At 42.6% G+C, this 19,489-nt stretch carries 16 protein-coding genes, 1 tRNA gene and 1 pseudogene; 13 read left to right on the forward strand and 5 right to left on the reverse strand.

Translation table 11 applies throughout. From position 1 onward, the window contains the following. The first annotated feature begins 8 nt into the window (after positions 1-8). Genes NXV01_RS03320 through NXV01_RS03330 form a run of 3 tightly spaced genes read left to right on the forward strand, consistent with a single transcriptional unit; the run spans position 9 to position 3,779 of the window. Complete coding sequence (locus NXV01_RS03320; RefSeq protein ID WP_258978695.1) at positions 9-1,631, forward strand: RagB/SusD family nutrient uptake outer membrane protein; 1,623 nt, start codon at positions 9-11, stop codon at positions 1,629-1,631. Between the two features lie 24 nt (positions 1,632-1,655). Further along, on the forward strand, positions 1,656-2,609 hold the full coding sequence (locus NXV01_RS03325; protein WP_234133721.1) for a hypothetical protein: 954 nt from the start codon (positions 1,656-1,658) through the stop codon (positions 2,607-2,609). Positions 2,610-2,627: 18 nt separating this feature from the next. Continuing rightward, positions 2,628-3,779 (forward strand): TlpA disulfide reductase family protein, encoded by a 1,152-nt coding sequence (locus NXV01_RS03330; RefSeq protein ID WP_259021707.1) that lies wholly within the window; start codon positions 2,628-2,630, stop codon positions 3,777-3,779. Positions 3,780-3,938: 159 nt separating this feature from the next. Here the strand turns inward: NXV01_RS03330 and NXV01_RS03335 are convergent, their stop codons facing one another. Continuing rightward, the gene (locus tag NXV01_RS03335) at positions 3,939-6,326 is read right to left on the reverse strand and encodes a glycosyl hydrolase 115 family protein (protein ID WP_259021708.1); all 2,388 of its coding nucleotides are present in this window, start codon (positions 6,324-6,326) and stop codon (positions 3,939-3,941) included. A 92-nt stretch (positions 6,327-6,418) separates the two neighbouring features. Further along, on the reverse strand, positions 6,419-7,276 hold the full coding sequence (locus tag NXV01_RS03340; RefSeq protein WP_074638582.1) for an SGNH/GDSL hydrolase family protein: 858 nt from the start codon (positions 7,274-7,276) through the stop codon (positions 6,419-6,421). Positions 7,277-7,716: 440 nt separating this feature from the next. On the opposite strand from NXV01_RS03340, the gene NXV01_RS03345 reads away from it, so the two are divergent. The 3 genes from NXV01_RS03345 to NXV01_RS03355 all read left to right on the forward strand — a co-directional run bounded on the left by NXV01_RS03345 (position 7,717) and on the right by NXV01_RS03355 (position 9,152). Beyond that, positions 7,717-8,493 carry a class I SAM-dependent methyltransferase gene (locus NXV01_RS03345; protein WP_259021709.1) on the forward strand — a complete coding sequence of 259 codons (777 nt, stop codon included), beginning with the start codon at positions 7,717-7,719 and terminating at the stop codon, positions 8,491-8,493. Positions 8,494-8,563: 70 nt separating this feature from the next. Beyond that, the gene (locus tag NXV01_RS03350; protein ID WP_004302575.1) at positions 8,564-8,914 is read left to right on the forward strand and encodes a helix-turn-helix domain-containing protein; all 351 of its coding nucleotides are present in this window, start codon (positions 8,564-8,566) and stop codon (positions 8,912-8,914) included. Positions 8,915-8,927: 13 nt separating this feature from the next. Further along, positions 8,928-9,152, forward strand: a complete 225-nt coding sequence (locus NXV01_RS03355) for a hypothetical protein (RefSeq protein ID WP_004311131.1) — start codon at positions 8,928-8,930, stop codon at positions 9,150-9,152. A gap of 20 nt (positions 9,153-9,172) precedes the next feature. On the opposite strand, the gene NXV01_RS03360 is transcribed toward NXV01_RS03355, so the two are convergent. Then, positions 9,173-9,871 carry an NAD-dependent deacylase gene (locus NXV01_RS03360; RefSeq protein WP_148365696.1) on the reverse strand — a complete coding sequence of 233 codons (699 nt, stop codon included), beginning with the start codon at positions 9,869-9,871 and terminating at the stop codon, positions 9,173-9,175. 417 nt (positions 9,872-10,288) lie between these two features. On the opposite strand from NXV01_RS03360, the gene NXV01_RS03365 reads away from it, so the two are divergent. The 5 genes from NXV01_RS03365 (at position 10,289) to NXV01_RS03385 (ending at position 12,868) form a co-directional block, all read left to right on the forward strand. Further along, positions 10,289-10,873 carry an FKBP-type peptidyl-prolyl cis-trans isomerase gene (locus tag NXV01_RS03365; protein ID WP_008775241.1) on the forward strand — a complete coding sequence of 195 codons (585 nt, stop codon included), beginning with the start codon at positions 10,289-10,291 and terminating at the stop codon, positions 10,871-10,873. Positions 10,874-10,893: 20 nt separating this feature from the next. Continuing rightward, the gene (locus NXV01_RS03370; RefSeq protein ID WP_009001118.1) at positions 10,894-11,763 is read left to right on the forward strand and encodes an FKBP-type peptidyl-prolyl cis-trans isomerase; all 870 of its coding nucleotides are present in this window, start codon (positions 10,894-10,896) and stop codon (positions 11,761-11,763) included. Positions 11,764-11,921: 158 nt separating this feature from the next. Beyond that, a complete protein-coding gene (locus tag NXV01_RS03375; protein WP_004302580.1) occupies positions 11,922-12,386 on the forward strand; it encodes an Lrp/AsnC family transcriptional regulator in 465 nt (154 codons plus the stop codon). 5 nt (positions 12,387-12,391) lie between these two features. Then, entirely contained in the window at positions 12,392-12,703 is a 312-nt protein-coding gene (locus NXV01_RS03380; RefSeq protein ID WP_148365852.1) for a DUF4491 family protein, read from the forward strand. 91 nt (positions 12,704-12,794) lie between these two features. Beyond that, positions 12,795-12,868: transfer RNA gene (locus tag NXV01_RS03385), tRNA-Ile, on the forward strand. 222 nt (positions 12,869-13,090) lie between these two features. Here the strand turns inward: NXV01_RS03385 and NXV01_RS03390 are convergent. Both NXV01_RS03390 and NXV01_RS03395 read right to left on the reverse strand, forming a co-directional pair. Beyond that, on the reverse strand, positions 13,091-13,867 hold the full coding sequence (locus tag NXV01_RS03390; RefSeq protein WP_217721027.1) for a Cof-type HAD-IIB family hydrolase: 777 nt from the start codon (positions 13,865-13,867) through the stop codon (positions 13,091-13,093). 217 nt (positions 13,868-14,084) lie between these two features. Next, on the reverse strand, positions 14,085-14,588 hold the full coding sequence (locus NXV01_RS03395) for an RNA polymerase sigma factor (RefSeq protein WP_148365742.1): 504 nt from the start codon (positions 14,586-14,588) through the stop codon (positions 14,085-14,087). Between the two features lie 594 nt (positions 14,589-15,182). On the opposite strand from NXV01_RS03395, the gene NXV01_RS03400 reads away from it, so the two are divergent. Together NXV01_RS03400 and NXV01_RS03405 are read left to right on the forward strand one after the other, a co-directional pair. After that, positions 15,183-16,538, forward strand: a complete 1,356-nt coding sequence (locus tag NXV01_RS03400; RefSeq protein ID WP_259021710.1) for an SWIM zinc finger family protein — start codon at positions 15,183-15,185, stop codon at positions 16,536-16,538. Beyond that, positions 16,526-19,453: pseudogene (locus NXV01_RS03405) on the forward strand (DUF6493 family protein). The gene NXV01_RS03400 and the pseudogene NXV01_RS03405 overlap by 13 nt, the downstream one beginning before the upstream one ends. Positions 19,454-19,489 lie beyond the last annotated feature (36 nt).

The raw sequence follows: 19,489 nt of genomic DNA on the forward strand, positions 1-19,489 counted from the left end.
AAAGAACAATGCTTAAAATATCGAAATACACTTTACCATGCATTATCGCAATATCTTTTTTCTCCTGTGATAATCTGTTGAAAGAGGACTCCTCGGACCTGTTGATCCCTAAATCAGTAGACGATTATGCTCCCATCCTGCTTGGAGAGGGTTATCCCGATAAATTCAATTCCCAAATCTCCTTCGTCAACCTAATGACGGATGATGTGGAAATGGGGCCTTTGGATTATGATACGGAAATGGTAGGAGACAGCAAAGTGACCAACTGGGAAGAGGGCATCGACCCCAAAGCCGGCTATGGTCAGAATGCATTCATTTGGCAAAAGGATTATCAGGAGAATCTTTCCGACTTATTCTGGAGCGGAAGATACAGCAATATCCTGGCATGTAATACTATCATAGAAGCCCTGCCTACTATGACTTATGCTGAAAAAACGCAAACGGGACTCTATCACAAACTTGCCGTTCAAGCATATACTCTTAGAGCCTACCATTATTTCTGTCTAGTCAACACTTACGCTTTACCTTATGCTACGGAGAACCTGAATCAACCGGGTGTAGTGCTCAAGACATCTTCAGAAATCGAAGTGACTTCTCATGAACGCGCTACCATAGGGCAGGTATATGCTCTAATCAACGATGACATCAAGAAAGCGCAGGAACATCTGGAAGGTGCCGATACCCAAGCTTCCAAAATGGAGATCACTCCCGAAGCTGTCTATTTCCTGGCAGCACGCATTGCATTGTTTCAGAATGATTGGGATGGAGTTATCAAGGCTGCCCAAAAGTTCCTGAATCTGAATGAGTCGATTTACAATCTTAATGACGAAAAAGAGGCACTCCTTGGATTTAATAGTACAGGAGTTAAGGATATTGGACTCGAAGGTCCTTCTTATTGTGCCAATAATACCAACCTGAATGAAGTCATATTCGCTTTCGGTCGGAATGATAATAAGATACTGGATTATCTATCTTCCACTGACACTAATCTAAGGTACTATGAATTCGGGTTCCATACATCATGGACAGGAGACAATGCACTAATAAACCTGTATGATGAAGATGACTTGCGTAAGTTGGCATACTTCATAAGAAGATACTACAAATATGGTACGGCCAAAAAACCGTCATATTACGTTGGTCAATATTTCACTCTGAAATACGATGCCCGTTCGGGTAATAACTATACCAGCCAGGCATGGAGAACTCCCGAACTGTATCTGAATCTGGCAGAAGCCTATGCACAGAAAGCAAACGGAGTCAGTGAAGATGCTATCAGGATTCTGAACCAACTGCGGGTAAAGAAATATAAGTCCGGCAGCCCGAATGCAGAGAAAACTGCAGCCGATTTTTCCGGCAAAGAAGATCTGATTAAGTTCATCTGGCAGGAACGCCGAAGAGAACTATGCTTTGAAGAGATTATGCGTTTCTGGGATATGCGCCGTCAAGGAATGCCGGCACAGGAACATTGGCTTTTCAGTACCAAGAAGAATTATGAAGTATACAAACTAAAGAATAATAGCCCGAACTATGTATTGTCAATTCCGAAAGATGAGACCTCGTATAATACAGCTATTATTAATAATTTCCGCGAAACCATTGGAGCTTCTTCATCTGGAAGCCTTGAATAATAACGACTAAAATAAATAAGGATTATGATTAGGAGATTCATATACAACATCTTACTTTGCAGCACCGTCATCTCACTAATGACGCTATTTGCTTGTTCCGAAGACTCTTTATCGCCCATAGATGAATTGGGAAAAACAATTTATGATCCGTCTGATGCACCGGAAGATGCGAATATCAATGCTTTCTATGAAAAATATGGGAGTAGAATATTATATGATTTTAACAGATCGGATCTGGCTTTCGGATGGTCGAGTTCAAGAAATTACTGGTATGCTCCCGTAAAAGCAGAATACAAGCACTATATTAGTGACGTTACCCTTTTCCTGAAAGATAAGGCATTTCAAAAATATCCGGATACATTCATTGAGAAATATCTGCCTTTCCGCATATTCTTCGTTGACTCTATCTGCAACACGGTGACTTATGATAAAAGCCGGTTGCAAGATGTAATGCAGGTAGAGACTCATGGAGTTGCCATAGCCCATTTGGGAAAAGAAATGGATACATGGACAGAGGGAGATTGGAATACATTACAAACCAATGTGCTTGGATTTGTCCTGAACTCCATATACCAACCATTTAAGGAGAATTATACCATCAAGCAATTCGGAAGTTTACAGCAACCATGGTCTTATATGCTGGATATAGAAGATGACCCGCAAGGAGAATTCTCGAACATAGAATATTCTTTATATGCAAATACCTATGTAGATGGAGAAATATACCTGGACAATGATCTGATTATTCCCCCTTATAACAACATAGCCAACGATCTGGGACAATATATTTCGTTCATCCTTACCACTCCCAAATCAAAAATGGATAAAATATTTGCGAGAGCAGATTTTGAAATCCTCAAGCAGCGTGCTTTACTCGTGGCGAATTTCATCAAAAACGGACTTATGATGGACCCCATAGCAATGCAGAATGAAGCGTGTCCGGACGACCCGTATCCGTCAGATTACTTTAACGACTAAATAATCCAATAAGACTATATGATAAAATCTTCATTAATAACAGCTTTCTTCCTCTATATATCGGGGATAAGCACCATATTTGCACAGGTTCCCTACCAAATCTCCGGAACATGGACAGGAGCTGAAGGCAAAAAGGTATACTTGAATGCTTTTCCATCCGGAACACCGGAAAGCACCTGTATCGATTCCGCCATTGTAGCTTCGAACGGAACATATCGGCTAGCGGGAAATCTAAATGAAATGCAACCTCTCTCGATTACCATTGAAGGAGATAAAGGATTCCGTACTCTCATGGGAGACGGTCGCCCGGCAACGGTCAATATCAAGGACATTAAATATTACTACAAACATCCCGATGCAGCTTTCACAATAGTAGGTGACACTATAGAGCATGCTGCTGTCGCTAATATTCTATCTTTTTGGGGGAATGACTTTATCCGAAAGATATCGATGGGCGGTCTGGAGGGAGAGGCCGAACGTGCGAAAGCAAACGGTGACTCCGAGAATGAACAAGCCCAAAGAATAAAACTGCAGGAATGTATTGACACACGTGATAAAGAGAAGAATGATTTTCTAAACCAATACGGAAACTGCCTCGCTGCCCCCTACTTCATTACCATGAATCTACTGAAAGGTATTCCTATAGAAGAGACGGAGGCATTCTACAACCGTATGGGAGAAAAGGCCAGAAACTCTCCGAAAGGAATCGAACTAAAGGAAAGTATCGCCAAGATGAAAGCTTTAGCTCCGGGAACAAAAGCGCCCGAATTCACATTACCGACTGTCAGCGGAGAAGAACTTTCGCTCAAAAGCTTGCAGGGGCACATTGTTATTCTCGATTTCTGGGCTTCCTGGTGCGCTCCTTGTATAGCAGAAATGCCTACTGTAAAAGAAATCTATGCAAAATACAAGGATAAAGGACTAAAGGTAGTGGGTATCTCCATGGATAATTCAAAAACAGCATGGATAAAATCCATTGATAAAGTACAGATTCCATGGGCTCATGTATCATCCCTCAAGGGCATGAAAAAGTGCCCGATTGCACAACTTTATCAGGTATATGCCATCCCTAAATTATATATCATAGACCAGGAGGGAAAAATTATAGCAAAAGATTTACGCGGAGAAGAACTCAAGAAAAAGATAGACGAACTTTTCGCACATTCATAAGGTACTCAATCATGACACAATCCCCAATACCCTACAAATAATTGCATGATTGAGAAAGCCCTGTTACCTTTAACTGGCAGCAGGGCTGTTTTTTTATCATGAATACCATCGTATATTCTCTTTTACAGCATTCATCTTCTAATCTATCATACAAACTGATTAGGGTTTATCCGGCATATAAAGCATCACCTGGTCTAATATCACCCCTTCGTCCAATGCCTTGATTACCAATTTGTGGGACTTCTTTCCGGATATCGGGAGTCGAACCGTTCGGATAGCTTGATTGCGCAGCACGTTCTCTTTCCATTCTTCACTCCGTCCTTTCGTTTCATAAGAGATCACTTCAGGCGCTGCATCGTCCAACGATATTGAAAAACGTAGTTGATCTCCCCTCACTGAATGATTAGGCAATAAGCGGATGTCAACCTCTACCGAGTCTGTTTTCCAGTTGTCAAAAGAGAACATCAGTGCATCTCCCTTGTCAATGCCTGTCGCTTTGCTTTCATATCCCAGACCCTCACAAATAGCAGAAGTTCCTTTCCGCGCATTCAAGGTATTCCTTCCATTCGAGATATTCTTCCCATCCAAGCCGTTCCATTTATAGATGGCTACACGCTCTTTCATCATCGGAGAAGTAGCCGTTTTTCTTTCCACGCGATTGAATACAGGAAGTTTTCGGGGTTGGAAATCCATCATGCGATTCCACTTTCCATCTTCCAGTGAGTTATACTGTTTTGTCAATACCACAATGCTGTCATAGGCAAGATCACTTTTCTCCCAATCCGCTTTTCCGTGGCGGGCTAGTTGGGCATATAGCAATTTCCGGTTCATCTGTGCAGCAGCTTGCACCGGGTATTTCACCAATTCAAAATAAGCACTTTGTCTGCCGGATGGGATTTTCGAAGCTACCCGTTCCACTGCCTCCGACAATTTATCATAAGCCTGCAAACGTCCGTTGATTTCTTTTTCACTCCATGGGAGATCTTTGACAACACGATAAACAGGATCTTTCTCCTCTTCCCTCGTATTTCCCATAAATTCAGGTTTACGAATATGGGCCAGACGATAGTGTTCCTGCATCACAGGCAATACCGCCTTTGCGCACGAAGTTCCCAATTCCCGCTCCAGCCAGTGTTTCAAATGAGAGGTCACTCCTTCCGAGGACACAGCTTCTATATTCCAGGCCATATCCATAAACAACTCTATCTGATACTCGGCAGGCTTGATATCTCCGACGTTCAGTATCCACATCTTCTGTATGCCTTGATCGTAAGCCAGTTTCATTTGCTGGAAGATCAGATACGGGCTCATCGTACCCAACCAGAGATAGTCGTGCGGACGTCCCCAATAAGAAACATGATAATAGACTCCATTCCCTCCTTTACGTGCGCATTCTTCGGCCGTAGGAAAATGGCGGATATAGCCATAGTTATCGTCACACCACATCAATGTTACATCATCAGGCACCTGTAATCCGGCATGATAAATGTCGAGTACTTCTTTATAAGGGATAAAAACCTGCGGTACTTTAGTTACATCTTTATCTACGTATTTTTCAATCAACCCGCGTTGATCTGCAAACACACGGTCTATTACCGCCTTCTGTTCTTCCACCGTCTTCGCTCCTTGCATCTTGCCATCATGTACACCACGCATTCCCAGCGTATAGAGTATTTCCTGATCTGCCACTTCTTTTACACGGTTTTCCCAGAATTTATAAACAGCCGGAGCATTATTCACATAATCATAAGCCCCTTCCCCTCTTCGTTTCCACTCACCGGCAGCATTGCAAGCCATCGGTTCGCAGTGGGAAGCACCGATAAAGATTCCATATTTCTTGGCAGCTTCCCGGTTGCCTTCGGTCAGGAAGAAAGGAAGTGTACATTCGTGCATTGCAGGCCAATAGGTATTGGCACGCAGACGAAGCAGCAGTTCGAAGATACGCTCATTGGTACGCGGACCGATTTCCCCTTTCACTTTTGAAGGTTCATAAGTCCGGTTACTCCACGGCATCAAGCCCCAATCTTCATCATTAATAAAGATACCACGATATTCCACTGAAGGAGCCTGAAGGCTTTGGAATTTGGAAGGTAATTTAAAAAGTTTCTTCTTTTCCGGAGTCACGTCCGCCCACCATTCCCAGGGAGAGACACCCAGCAAGCGGGATATTTCGAGTATTCCATAAGCCGTTCCATGTTTGTCACTGCCGGCTACTACCAATTTACTCTCCGGAGAAACAGATAATAGAAAAGCCTGCTTCTTGCCTTTTAACGCAGAAACATCTACACCGGTCCGGCTGATAAGCTCACTCTGTCCCACCGTTCCTATCACAATTTCACCTGTTTTCTCATTCGTTTGGGTAGTCGACGACAATACTGTCTGAATATCACGCCCCAGCATTTCCAATGCAGTTCGTACAACCAGTTCTTCAGAAGGGCTGCAAGCGATGACAACTGTTTGACCGGAAGTCAAAACAAAATCCTTACTACGAATCGGTAAAGCAACGATCAAAAAGATGAAAAAAGAAAACAGAAGTTTATGTCTCATAGGTTCTATTATTTATAGAAGACAAAATTACAGGTTTGCAGAAAATGTACTATAGAATAGCGTACAATTTCATAGAATTCTGTCCGGCCTATTTAAAATGTAGCAGGCAACGCAAGCAACTGATACATCAGCGTTCGTGCCATGCGTATCTGTCCTTTCGTGCTGGGATGCAAACGGTCATATCCCGCATCGTAGAAATAAATCAGTTGTTCTTCCACCATCGGATTCAATCCGGTTACCGCATTAAAATCAATCACGGGGACTCCCCACACATTGCCGGCTTCTTTAACAGCCTGCACGTAGGCATCCACATATTCGCCACAACTGTTCTGGTAGTTTTCATCCGGTTGCACGTTCGTTTCTCCAAAATTGGCCAATGAGCGGTGCAACGGGGTCAGCAACACAATCTGCTTGTCCGGGAAGAGTTGTTTCAGTCTATTGATTCCTATGTTGATACGTCCCTTATACGTGCTTCCATCCATTATAGGAGTGCGTTTCTTACGGGTTTCCAGCTTTTGGGTTTGTCCACGGGCTGCCATCACTTGTTCTTCTGTTTCCGTAAACCATTCTCCAATAGGTACACCGTCATTAAAATCATTCGTACCCATCAAAATCACGATAGCATCTACTTCTCCACCGTGTTCTTTCTTCAACAGCTCGGCTTGCCGGGGCACATCATTCCATTGCCTGCCACTGATACCATATACATAAGGAGTAATTCCCAGCCATTCCTGCAGAAAATCCCAGTATTTCTTTATCTTGTCGCCATAACAGTTGGGATCTGTAATAGAGTCTCCCAAATATCCCACTCTTTTTCCTTGCCACGGGTGCCGGATGCATCCATTATTCGTTTCAACAGAGTTTGCCACTTTAGAAGATTGATTCTGTCCGCACAGAAAAGAGGAACAGAAAAACAGGATGGTACATGTGAGTAATAATTTGCTTTTCATCGGTATCATACATTAAATGAGAGATTTGTATTCAATATTCGACAAAAATAACTCAAAAAAATGTAGTTTCAATCAATTTGGGCGATCAATCTCATCCATACAACCGGATATATAAACATATTCCTATTTGACTATTCTTGCTAAAATGCAGGTATACAGTCTTTTTTCAATCAAGTTATCATTGAGTTTTACAGCTAAAGCCCTATCTTTGCCACAAACTAAAAGAAAAATTGGATGTTTAACTCATTTTCATTCCATAAGGATTCCGTTCTGTAAATAATCTGTAAACCTCCTCTCATTACAGATTATCCCTTATGTTTTCTGACATACTCTTGTCAGAGTTATTTTCTATATCTAAATTTTCAAACTATTTGTATGGTCAAATGGTTGCAAGCATCATTATATGCCTCCATTCGCCGTACAACTAAAACATTAAAACAATGAGTAACGATTTTAAATCAATCCACGAATTCGATTTTACACTGATATGTAATTACTTCAAGGCACTAAAACGTCAAGGTCCCGGAAGTCCTGAAGTCACACAAAAAGCCGTAAGCTTCATCAACGAACTGTCCGACAAGGCACGAATAGCCGACATTGGCTGTGGCACGGGCGGTCAGACAATGGCATTAGCCAACTATACGAAAGGAGAAATTACAGGTATCGACCTTTTCCCCAACTTTATCGAGCTATTCAACAAAAATGCAATAGAAGCCCATTGTGAAGACAGAGTAAAGGGTATCGTCGGCTCCATGGACGCTCTGCCGTTTCAAGAGGAAGAGCTCGATCTGATCTGGTCCGAAGGCGCTATCTACAATATAGGATTCGAACGCGGCATGAACGAATGGAACAAATTCCTGAAAAAGAACGGATTTATCGCTGTAACGGAAGCCTCGTGGTTCACCCCGGAACGTCCCTCCGAAATAGAAGACTTCTGGATGGCCAATTACCCGGAAATCGATACGATCCCAAGAAAGATAATGCAAATGGAAAAAGCAGGATATATCCCGACAGCCCATTTCATTTTACCGGAAAATTGCTGGACCGAGCATTTCTATGCTCCCCAATTCCCGGTTCAGGAAGCTTTCTTAAAGGAATATGCAGGAAATGACGCAGCCGCAGACCTCATCACCGGGCAACGGTATGAAGAGAGCCTATATAATAAGTATAAAGAATACTACGGCTACGTATTCTATATAGGACAAAAAAGAGATTGATTATCTGCCGGAGAAGTTAGCAAGATAGGACAACTCTCCGGCATTTATTATCCTTTACTTTGCAGAAAACATGGAGACGAAAGATATCAATAAACAGGAATATCAGTTACGGATCAATAAAGTGACCGACTATATTCACAATCACATAGACCAGCCGTTATCATTACAGAAAATGGCAGGTATCGCCTGCTTTTCTCCTTTCCACTTCCATCGCGTATTTACAATCCTGACGGGCGAAACGCCTACGGATTATATCAAACGCACCCGGATTGAAAAAGCAGCCCTATTATTAAAACGAAACAAGGAACTTTCCGCCACCGAAATCGCCCGCCTTTGCGGCTTTAGCAGCCTTTCACTTTTAAGTCGCAATTTCAGGTTACATTTCAGTATGACGATCCGGGAGTTCCGTTCATTAAAATAAAACTCTAAAGAATATGGAAAAAGAAAATAAGATTCTGATTTTTCGAACTTCTATCACCCAAAGGCGTGACATCAAGCGCATAGGAGAGCTTTTGGCAGAGTTCCCCCAAATAGACAAATGGAATGTGGACTTTGAGGACTGGGAGAAAATATTAAGAATCGAGTGCAGGGATATCTCTGCACTCGAAATATCGGAAGTACTCCGGAACAATCATATTTTTGCCACCGAACTGGAATAAAACCGGGAAGAGAAAACCTCTCAAACTCCCAACAATTGTTTCAATTCAGCCACTCCTTCAGAAGCTCCCTTCTGAATTACATGTATCGAACGGGAAGTATGCGTATCTACCGGTTTCGGATCAATCAGATACACCTCTGCTCCTCTCGGTACATAATGAAGCAACCCCGCTGCAGGATATACATTAAGCGACGTACCGATAATAACGAAAATATCCGCTTTCTCCACGTATTGGATGGCTGTTTCAATTTCCGGCACAGCTTCTCCAAACCATACGATAAAAGGTCGCAATTGAGTGCCGTCGCCGGCCTTGTCTCCCATCTTCACTTCATATTCTTCCGGTTTCAGTTCTTTTATGTAATGGGGATTATGAGGATCTCTACTGGAACACACCTTCGTCAGTTCGCCATGCAGATGAATGATGTGGCTGCTCCCGGCACGTTCGTGCAGGTTATCGATATTCTGTGTCACCACCGTTACATGGAAGTTTTTCTCCAGTTCTGCCAACAATTCATGTCCACGGTTCGGCTTTACTTCCAACAACTGTTTCCGACGTTCATTATAGAAATTAATCACCAAAGCCGGGTCACGCTGATAACCTTCAGGAGTAGCCACCTGCTCCACAGGATATTTATCCCACAAACCGCCTGCATCGCGAAATGTACTAATCCCACTCTCGGCACTCATACCCGCACCCGTCAAAACTACCAGATTCTTCATTACTATTCCTCCTTCTTTTTTAATAGCCACACAAATGTAATCAGAATCATCGAATAAAAGAACACTTTCTTACGCTTAATATAATCCGGTTTATGCAGAACTTTAAGATGAAAGATACAGATAGTTAGCATTATTTATGGCAACAACTATTGTCAGACGCAAGTTCAACAGTTGTCAGACGATTAATTATCTACATAAACCAACCTAAATAATAAGAATAAGCCGATTAAATCCTACGAATAAAAGGACTAATTCTTAAAAGAAAAGCGATTAACTTTCACAGATATAAGAATTTTTAAATAGCAAATGCTAAATCATTCAAATAAAACACGTACTTTTGCGATTCATAAATTTGCAATTGATTGAAAGCTAAAACCATGATGGTGATGCATTTCAATCGCCAACAAAAAACATTATATGGATAAATTCAGTTACGCTATTGGCCTCGGAATTGGTCAAAACTTATCAAGTATGGGAATCGGAAACCTTGCGGTAGATGATTTCGCACAAGCAATCAAAGACGTATTGGAAGGCAATCAGACGGCTATCAGCCACAATGAAGCCCGCGAAATAGTAAACAAGTATTTCGAAGAACTGGAAGCTAAAATGGGTGCCGTTGCTATCGAGCAAGGACAGGCTTTCCTCGAAGAAAACAAAAAAGGACCGGGGGTAGTTGTTCTTCCCAGCGGACTACAATATGAAATTATCAAAGAAGGTACAGGCAAAAAGCCGAAAGCTACCGACCAGGTAAGATGCCACTATGAAGGAACATTGATCGACGGTACGCTGTTCGACAGTTCTATCCAACGCGGAGAACCGGCTGTATTCGGTGTCAACCAAGTAATCCCGGGATGGGTGGAAGCGTTGCAGCTGATGCCGGAAGGTTCTAAATGGAAACTGTATATTCCGTCAGAACTCGGCTATGGCGCAAGAGGTGCCGGGGAAATGATCCCTCCTCATAGCACACTCATTTTTGAAGTAGAATTACTCGAAGTATTATAAATAAAAAATTTCAAAGCAAAATGAAAAAAGTTAGTATTTTTATGGCAATCGCCGCTGCTGCAAGCCTTGCTTCTTGTACAGCTCAAGCTCCTAAAGCAAATCTGAAATCAGACATCGACTCACTGTCTTATTCTATCGGTATGGCTCAGACTCAAGGTCTGAAAGGCTATCTGACAGGTCGTCTGGACGTTGATACTACCTACATGGCAGATTTCATCAAAGGTTTGAACGAAGGCGCAAACAAGACTAGCAAAAAAGACATCGCTTACATGGCAGGTCTGCAAATCGGTCAGCAAATCAGCAACCAGATGATGAAAGGTATCAACCAGGAATTATTTGGCACTGACTCTACTAAAACTATCAGCAAAGAAAACTTCCTGGCAGGTTTCATCGCAGGTACTTTGGAAAAAGGCGGCGTAATGACCATGGAAGCAGCTCAAGAATACACTCGTACAGCTATGGAAACTATCAAAGCAAAAGCTTTGGCAGAGAAATATGCTGACTACAAAGCTGAAAACGAAAAATTCCTTGCTGAGAACAAGACTAAAGATGGTGTAAAAACAACTCCGAGCGGTCTGCAATACAAAGTAATCACTGAAGGTAAGGGTGAAATTCCTGCTGACACTTGCAAAGTGAAAGTAAACTACAAAGGTACTTTGATCGACGGAACAGAATTCGACAGCTCTTACAAACGTAACGAACCGGCTACTTTCCGTGCTAACCAAGTAATCAAAGGTTGGACAGAAGCATTGACTATGATGCCTGTAGGTTCTAAATGGGAACTTTACATCCCTCAAGACCTTGCTTACGGTGCAAGAGAATCCGGCAACCAGATTAAACCGTTCTCTACTTTGATTTTCGAAGTTGAACTGGTAAGCATCGAAAAATAAGGAAGTTCTTTCTAAATAGAAAAAGGAAAGAGGCGCAAAACATTTGCGCCTCTTTTTTTGCTTTTTCCTATTTTTTTTCTCGGAAAAGAAGAATAATTAAAATAAATCTCTATATTTGCTTACTATTTGATAACAACAGGAAATTACAATTTATTATTATGGAAAGAATAGACAACCTCGACAGGCAGATCTTAGAGATTATCTCCCAGAATGCCCGCATCCCTTTTAAAGACGTAGCAGCCGAATGTGGAGTGTCACGCGCAGCTATTCATCAGCGTGTGCAAAGACTGATTGACCTAGGTGTCATTGTAGGCTCTGGTTACCATGTTAACCCGAAATCGCTGGGATACAGAACTTGTACCTACGTGGGTATCAAACTGGAAAAAGGCTCCATGTACAAATCTGTCGTAGCGGAACTACAAAAGATTCCCGAAATTGTGGAATGTCATTTCACTACAGGCCCGTACACAATGCTGACAAAGCTTTATGCATGCGACAACGAACATCTGATGGATTTGCTGAATAACAAAATGCAAGAAATACCGGGTGTGGTAGCTACCGAGACATTGATTTCTCTGGAACAGAGTATCAAGAAAGAAATCCCCATCCGCGTTGAAAAATAATTGTGATGGAGTTTCTAAATGAATATCACCTCGCAGGGTTATTCATCGGAATATGTACCTTTTTGATTATCGGCCTTTTTCACCCCGTCGTGGTAAAGGCCGAATACTATTGGGGTACAAAATGCTGGTGGATATTCCTGATACTCGGCATAGCCGGTGTGGTCGCCTCATTAAGCATCGATAATGTGATTTTATCTTCTTTGCTTGGCGTGTTTGCGTTTTCTTCCTTCTGGACGATTAAAGAGGTTTTCGAACAGGAAGAACGGGTACAAAAAGGATGGTTTCCCAAGAACCCGAAGCGCAAATATAAGTTCTAAAAATAAAGTATCGTAGTTTTTTATCAAAAGGATTTGCATAATTCGAGGGAAAATACTACTTTTGTCACCGCATCCAGTTAATGGATACATCGGGCTTTTAGCTCAGTTGGTTAGAGCAACAGACTCATAATCTGGAGGTCCTTGGTTCAAGCCCAAGATGGCCCACTGAAAAATTCCTGTAAGTGAAACACTTGCAGGAATTTTTCCTTTTATAGCTATCCTCCAACTAGAGGAAAGATAACTGAAATCATACAACATCTACCCGATATTGCTGCATTGTTGTTCTTTAATTGTTCCTAAACAGGTAAAAACAACAGAGGCAGAAATACAGAAGAATAAACAATAGGGGAATAACACCTATAATATTAAGCTTTAGAGTACCCAATATTAAATAATTCCAAAGTGTTTCAGCGCCTTACAAAGCCCGTCATTCTCCACCGTATCAGTAACAAAATTGGCTGAAGCCTTGACTATCTCCGATGCATTTCCCATCGCCACTCCGATTCCGGCAGCTTTCAACATAGGAATATCATTACCACCATCACCGCAAGCCATTATTTCCGTCATTCCGATCCCATAATAATCAGCAAATACCGAAAGCCCGGTTGCCTTACTTATTCCTGCCACATTCACATCAGCAAATAAAGGATGCCAGCGTGACAAGGAAAGATTAGGCAGAAACGGCATCACTTTTTGTTCCATCTCATCATCGATATAAAAACAAAGCTGACAGCACTCTTTCTTTTCAAACAGATCTTCAATGTCTACAACGGCCGGAATAGGGTGTTCCACGATTTTAGCAATCTGTTCGACAGTCGGAGTCAGACGATTGACAAACACACCTTCATCCAATTCAATAGCGACTGCAAAATCAAAGGCCTTTGCTATTTCCATGGCTTTCTTAAAATCATCTTTCGGAATAAGGTGCTTTCTTATCACAGTGCCATCCCGCAAAACACAGTCGGCTCCATTCAACGCGATAATTCCGTCATACGGAACATCAGCTATTTCATGAAGGTCGCCCGCCGCTCTACCGGTAGCAATGGCTATTCGAATTCCACCGTCATGAATCTTCCTAAGGGCATCAACAGAGGATGGCAACACTTTATGAGTTTCAAAACTTACCAATGTTCCATCCACATCGAGCATGATCGCTTTTATCATAACATTTATATCTTTATTCATTCTTCGACAAATTAAGGGAAGCAAATCGACTATCCTCGACTGATAAGTCAGAGCAGTCAATTAACCAGTGACAAAGTTACTGAAAAAATTCCCATAACAAATACAGACCTCCAACACATAAAATAAAAAAGGCAAAAGGATCTCGTTTCCTTTTGCCCTATACCTATTGATACTAACTGAAAATTGATAGTAAACGTTAGCGGAAGTCCTTCAACTCTTCCTGCAATTTCTGACGGGTAAAGAATATGCGGCTCTTTACAGTACCTAACGGAAGATTCAACTTTTCTGCAATCTCACGGTACTTGAATCCTGAAACGTGCATAGCAAACGGAACTCTGTATTCTTTCGGCAGAGCATTGACTACACGGCGCATTTCCTTTAAATCGTAAGCTCTTTCCGTACTTTCAAAACCTGAATCCTGCGGCAGGTTTAGGTGATAAAGGTTCTCAGTCTGATCGACAAATGTCTGGTCGCGCACTACTTTGCGGTAATTATTAATAAAGATGTTCCGCATTATCGTATACATCCATCCTTTGAAATTTGTGTCGGGAGTATATTTATCTTCGTTATCCAATGCTTTTAATGAGGTTTCCTGCAACAAATCGTTTGCTTCTTCACGATCGGTCGTCAGTTTATATGCAAAACGGAGTAATTCATCCTGTACTCCTATCAGATCTTTCTTGAAGCTTAAACTTTTCATATACGTTATTTTTTTAATTGTGAGTATTCGTTATCATTATTTTGATGCTGCAAGTTTACGGGTTTTCAACAAATGTGACAGGTGAAGAACAGACATTGTTTAGGGGAAAATCTATCGGCTGATAGAATTTAGGTCATTTCTGATAGTATTCAGGTGGTTTTGAGACTGTCTTTATAGCGAAAATCCCATTTTGAAGCCACACCTGACTCAAAATGGGATAACACAAACAAAACAAACAATATTAGCGATTTTCACAAACAGCTGTCTTTTTCATCTTTAAAAATTCATAAGACTTAATTTAGAATCTGTTGCTAGAACATTCTAATTGTGGGCACAAAAATATTATTTTCTGGCAAAAAGAAACGTAGGATTTAAGAATAGTTATAAAGAATAATTGTTTTATGTATAAAAAATTGTGTCTGACTATTAAGAATTGTATTTGATATTTGCCATCAAAAGAGATATAAATGCTTCATTTGATGATATTTTATAATATCAGCATTCCAAAGCGATGTAAATTCTCCTACTTTTTTTTTCACTAAGAATTAATTTCTATATTTGGAGAATATACAACCAAATTCCGATTTATTATCTATGACTGATACCATCTCTTACCAATATGCAGCTCCTTCCGCCCTGCAACGGTCGGCCAATCAGGACGAACTGTTTCTTGCCAAATACAGCGAAATAGAAAAGAAAGAAGCACCTTGTTTCTTTTGGGGAAAGTTGACACAACCCTACATGACAGCACGCTGCCTCATCGCATTATCCAACGTTGTGCAATCCAGTTTCAATCTGACACCGGCACAGCTTGCCATGCTGAAAGATCCGATTGTAACCGCAGGAAATGACCGCCTGCGCTTTGAAGGATTTTCTAATTGTGCAGGTGTATATGCCAGGGTCGACGTACTTCCTGACGGACACGACGGAGAATTTCCGGAAAACGGGACAACAAACGTAGATTTTAATCCCGGAATGATTTCCGCTTTAGGAGGAATAGGCAGACAAGAGAATGTGGTAATGTCAGTCGGTCCCAAAAAGGTGGGGCTTTATCATAAAGGGGAGAAAGTGATAGAACGGAAAGTACCTCTTCCCGTGAAATGGATAAAAGGACTGACTACGGTACAGATTTATCAATCCGCTGCGGAACAGCTCTACTCCTTCAATCGCATACAAACCTTGCAACTCTTCCAGACTCTTCCGAAAAGTAGCGTGAAATGCGACTATTATTTAGTGATGCGTGGTCAAAAACCCGCCTTTTCACCGGTGAAAAGCATGAATGCCGTCTGCATTGGAGGACTTCATCGCTTACGTCTGCTCGAGCCCTTGCTTCCGTTTGCCGATGAGCTGAAAGTCTTTGCGCATCCCACCATGCAATCTACCATTTGGCAACTTTATTTCGGTCCGGTACGCTTCAGCCTTTCTCTTTCCCGCGAATGTTGGAGAGGATTTTCCGGAGAAGGCGCCGCACTGGAATCTCTGCTCGAAGACGTCCCCGAAAGATGGATAGAGGCAATGGACAAATACAGTTATGCCAACCAACAGTTCAACCCCACTCTTTTTGCCATAGAAGAACATATTGACTTGGATAAGGTGGATTCCCTCTCGGCACGGCTGGCAGCAATGGGATTATTGGGATTCGATCTGGATGAAAACAGTTTCTTCTACCGTCGTCTGCCCTTCAAAACCGAACGTATTTTAAGTCTCAATCCTCGAATGATAGCTGCAGAAAAACTATTGGAAGAAGAAAAAGTAGAAATCATATCGAATGACGAGAAACGGACAGAAGCACGTGTGGCAGGAAGCGGAGGCGTCAGGCATACGGTCATTCTCGACAGAGAAAGTGAGAAAGAGCGTTGCACTTGCACCTGGTTCAGCAGCAATCAGGGAGAACGGGGAGCTTGCAAACATATTCTGGCAGTAAAGAAACTAGTACAATGGAAGAATTAAAAAAAGAACTGGAGAAATTATCCAAAGCTTATGTGGATACTCCGGAGAACGAAGAGAAGATATTAATCCCTTTTGTCAAGAGATTACTGGAGTTACCAATGAAAGAAAGGCGGAAACTGCTGCCGGTTATCCGGGATTTACAATGGATAAAAAGCAAGTTTGCAGGTTTCAGCAGTGAGACAACCTGCAGTGCGGCACGGGCACATTTTCTATCCGCTGTCCAGTTTGTCTGCGCCAACAAACGGGAAATGGATATGGCCTATCATATGAAGTTTGATACGCTTTGCAAACTGCTCCCGCTTTACTACCCCACCTGGCTGACAGATTTCATCAACGATGACAAAACTTGGTTTAATTTCGATCTCAATTACGAACAGCTGACGCAGCTCATGGATATGGGATACCTCAAAGAAATCGCTCCAAGCCGCATTGCACAGGTACTCCCCTGGATTACCCGTATCAGAAATAAGAACCCCAAAGGAAATGATACGTTCAACAGTTAGTTATTGCTCAAACGGGATATCACACTGAAAGAGCACATCTGGACGATTTTCGAGTACGAATCGAGCATCAGCTATCAGGATGATTGTGCCAAAGAGGCTTATAAAAAAGGAGTTACCGCACGGGATGAAAGTATCAGTGCCGCTCTTTACCGCTTCTCTTTGGATGGCCATCTGGATAGAGAACGACTATTAAAAGCCACACTCGCCACTTTTCACCGGAGCTTCAAAAAAGACATGGCAGGATGGTTTGCCGGATTCTTTGAAACTCTACAACCAACTACCGGAGAACTGTTATCCTTGCAAGAAGAGATGATGCAAATATTCACCTCTTCTTATACAAAACCGGTGAATGTGATGTTGCAACAACTGAAAAGTATCGCATCCGAAGAAGGATTCCGTTATCAGGAATTCATCGAACGTGCAGCTCCCCTTTTCTTCTCCAGCCCCAAAAACTCGCTACTTACCATCCATACTATCTTTGAGAAGATCGTTGCACGGCATCCCGAAATAAGAGAAGTCTGCTGCATCACTCTCTGCCAACTGTTCCTGAAGAAGGACGAGAACCTACAAAAGAAAGCCGCCGACTTCATCATAAAATATGGAGACGCTTCTTCGTCCAGTCTCCAAGAGACATTACAATCCTATCAGCCGGAGATGTTTCAAAGCGTACAAGCAATACTCATATCTTTCAGAGTACAGTCTGCCGGAGTATCAAATGCGACAGACATGAATCTTGAAGAAATCATTCATACCGGAGGAAATATTACAGACGAAACCTCCTTTAACGAGGAGCCGTCTTCGGCAACCGTCCGCATTTGCAGGGAAGACAACCATATTCCCTTTCCTGCCAGCAAAGAAGATTTTCTGTTCCAACTTAGCCGCCTGTTCGATATGGAGGAAAGCTGGGAGATAGAAACAACAGTTGCCGCTATTATTGCCTTCCATCCTCAACTGAACAAAGAAGATTTCGACCGGATGGGACCTGTTTTCCAACGGGCAACCAATATCGTAGCCAACAGTTGGGAACCATACGAGGAGCTTCTGGCTACCTTCCTGTTGGAATATCAACGTCTATGGACACAGACGACAGACACCTCCCGCACAGGATTCTTGAGAAATATGTTCACCCGGCTGGAAGAAAGACTGAAAGGAAGAGATCAAAACAGGGGAGCTTATGACGAGCGTTCTTTCAAACGACTTGCCGACTGGAAACCCGGCTACAGCGACGCAACCTGTTTCACACCCGTCCAACAGTTATGGCTGAATGTAATCCGTCAACTAAAGGAGAATAATACATTGCCCTTACTTTCCACTCCTACCCATACTCCGGCATACATACAGGCCACCGAACTGATACGCCGCCTCGCCGCATATCAGGAAGCAGGCACAAAGCCCTGTCCATGGGATTTCCAACTAGCGATTGCCCGCTGTGCCATGGAAGGCAAAGAAGAAGCCGTCACCACCGCCCGGCAACTATTGCAAGATGAATACCTCCATCTCTGCCTGTTCTTGTTGGATGAGAACACACAACCCGAACCGCCCTACAACCATCCGACCGGCTGGGTAGCCGCCGGACTGGTAAAAGCACCGGAAACTGAATTCGAAGTATTCAAGTCCTTCGCCTGCTGCACGTTGCCACACAACTATCTGGCAGGAGACTATGGGTGGAACAAATTGAAACCAAAAGAGAAATCATACGAAACGGACAGGCGTCTGCTTGAACTCGATTCCTACAAATGGCACAAATACGTCGAATTCAACAGCCATCAGCTATGGCAGGAACATCTGATTATCAACAGTAAATATAATATAGACGACTCCCGCTACATGGAACCTCTGCTATGTTACTTCCCTAACCGGCCGGAACCGTTGATAGCCCAGATCATCACCTGCTACATGGCTTTCGGCACTCCGCAGGAAGACAGCAAACGCACCCTCACCTGTGCTTTGCGGATGCTCCTTTCTTTCCACTGCCCGCTTCGGGAGATGAGCCTGCTCTTATTAGGCGGCTCACTACTTTTCGTAGACAAGACAGTCCGTTCCTATGCAGCGGAATTATGGGTAGAGGGACTTGCCGCAAGAAGAATAAACAACCGCCGGGTAGGAGAAATCCTGGCTCGCCTCATCACGATGGAGCTTGCTCCGCTAAAGCGCTTCACCACCCAAGTATACGAAAGCATGTACAAACGAAGTACTTTCCACAACCGTCAATTGGAAGAGCTACTCACAGTCTTTATCAGCGGATTGCCTGACAAACCCGTCACCGGACTCAAACAGCTGCTCGAACTCTATCTGGAACTACTGACTATCAACCATAGCAAAGTTACAGACGAACAACTCTTACAACATCTGCAAGAATGGGCAACGAACAGCAACCTGAAGAAGGTGGCAACTTCACTCAGCAATCTATAATGGATTGAAAAGACTTAATCCCTTACTTTATGCCAC

The organism is Bacteroides sp. BFG-606 (genome assembly GCF_024788145.1).
In the GTDB taxonomy this organism is placed as follows: domain Bacteria; phylum Bacteroidota; class Bacteroidia; order Bacteroidales; family Bacteroidaceae; genus Bacteroides; species Bacteroides vicugnae.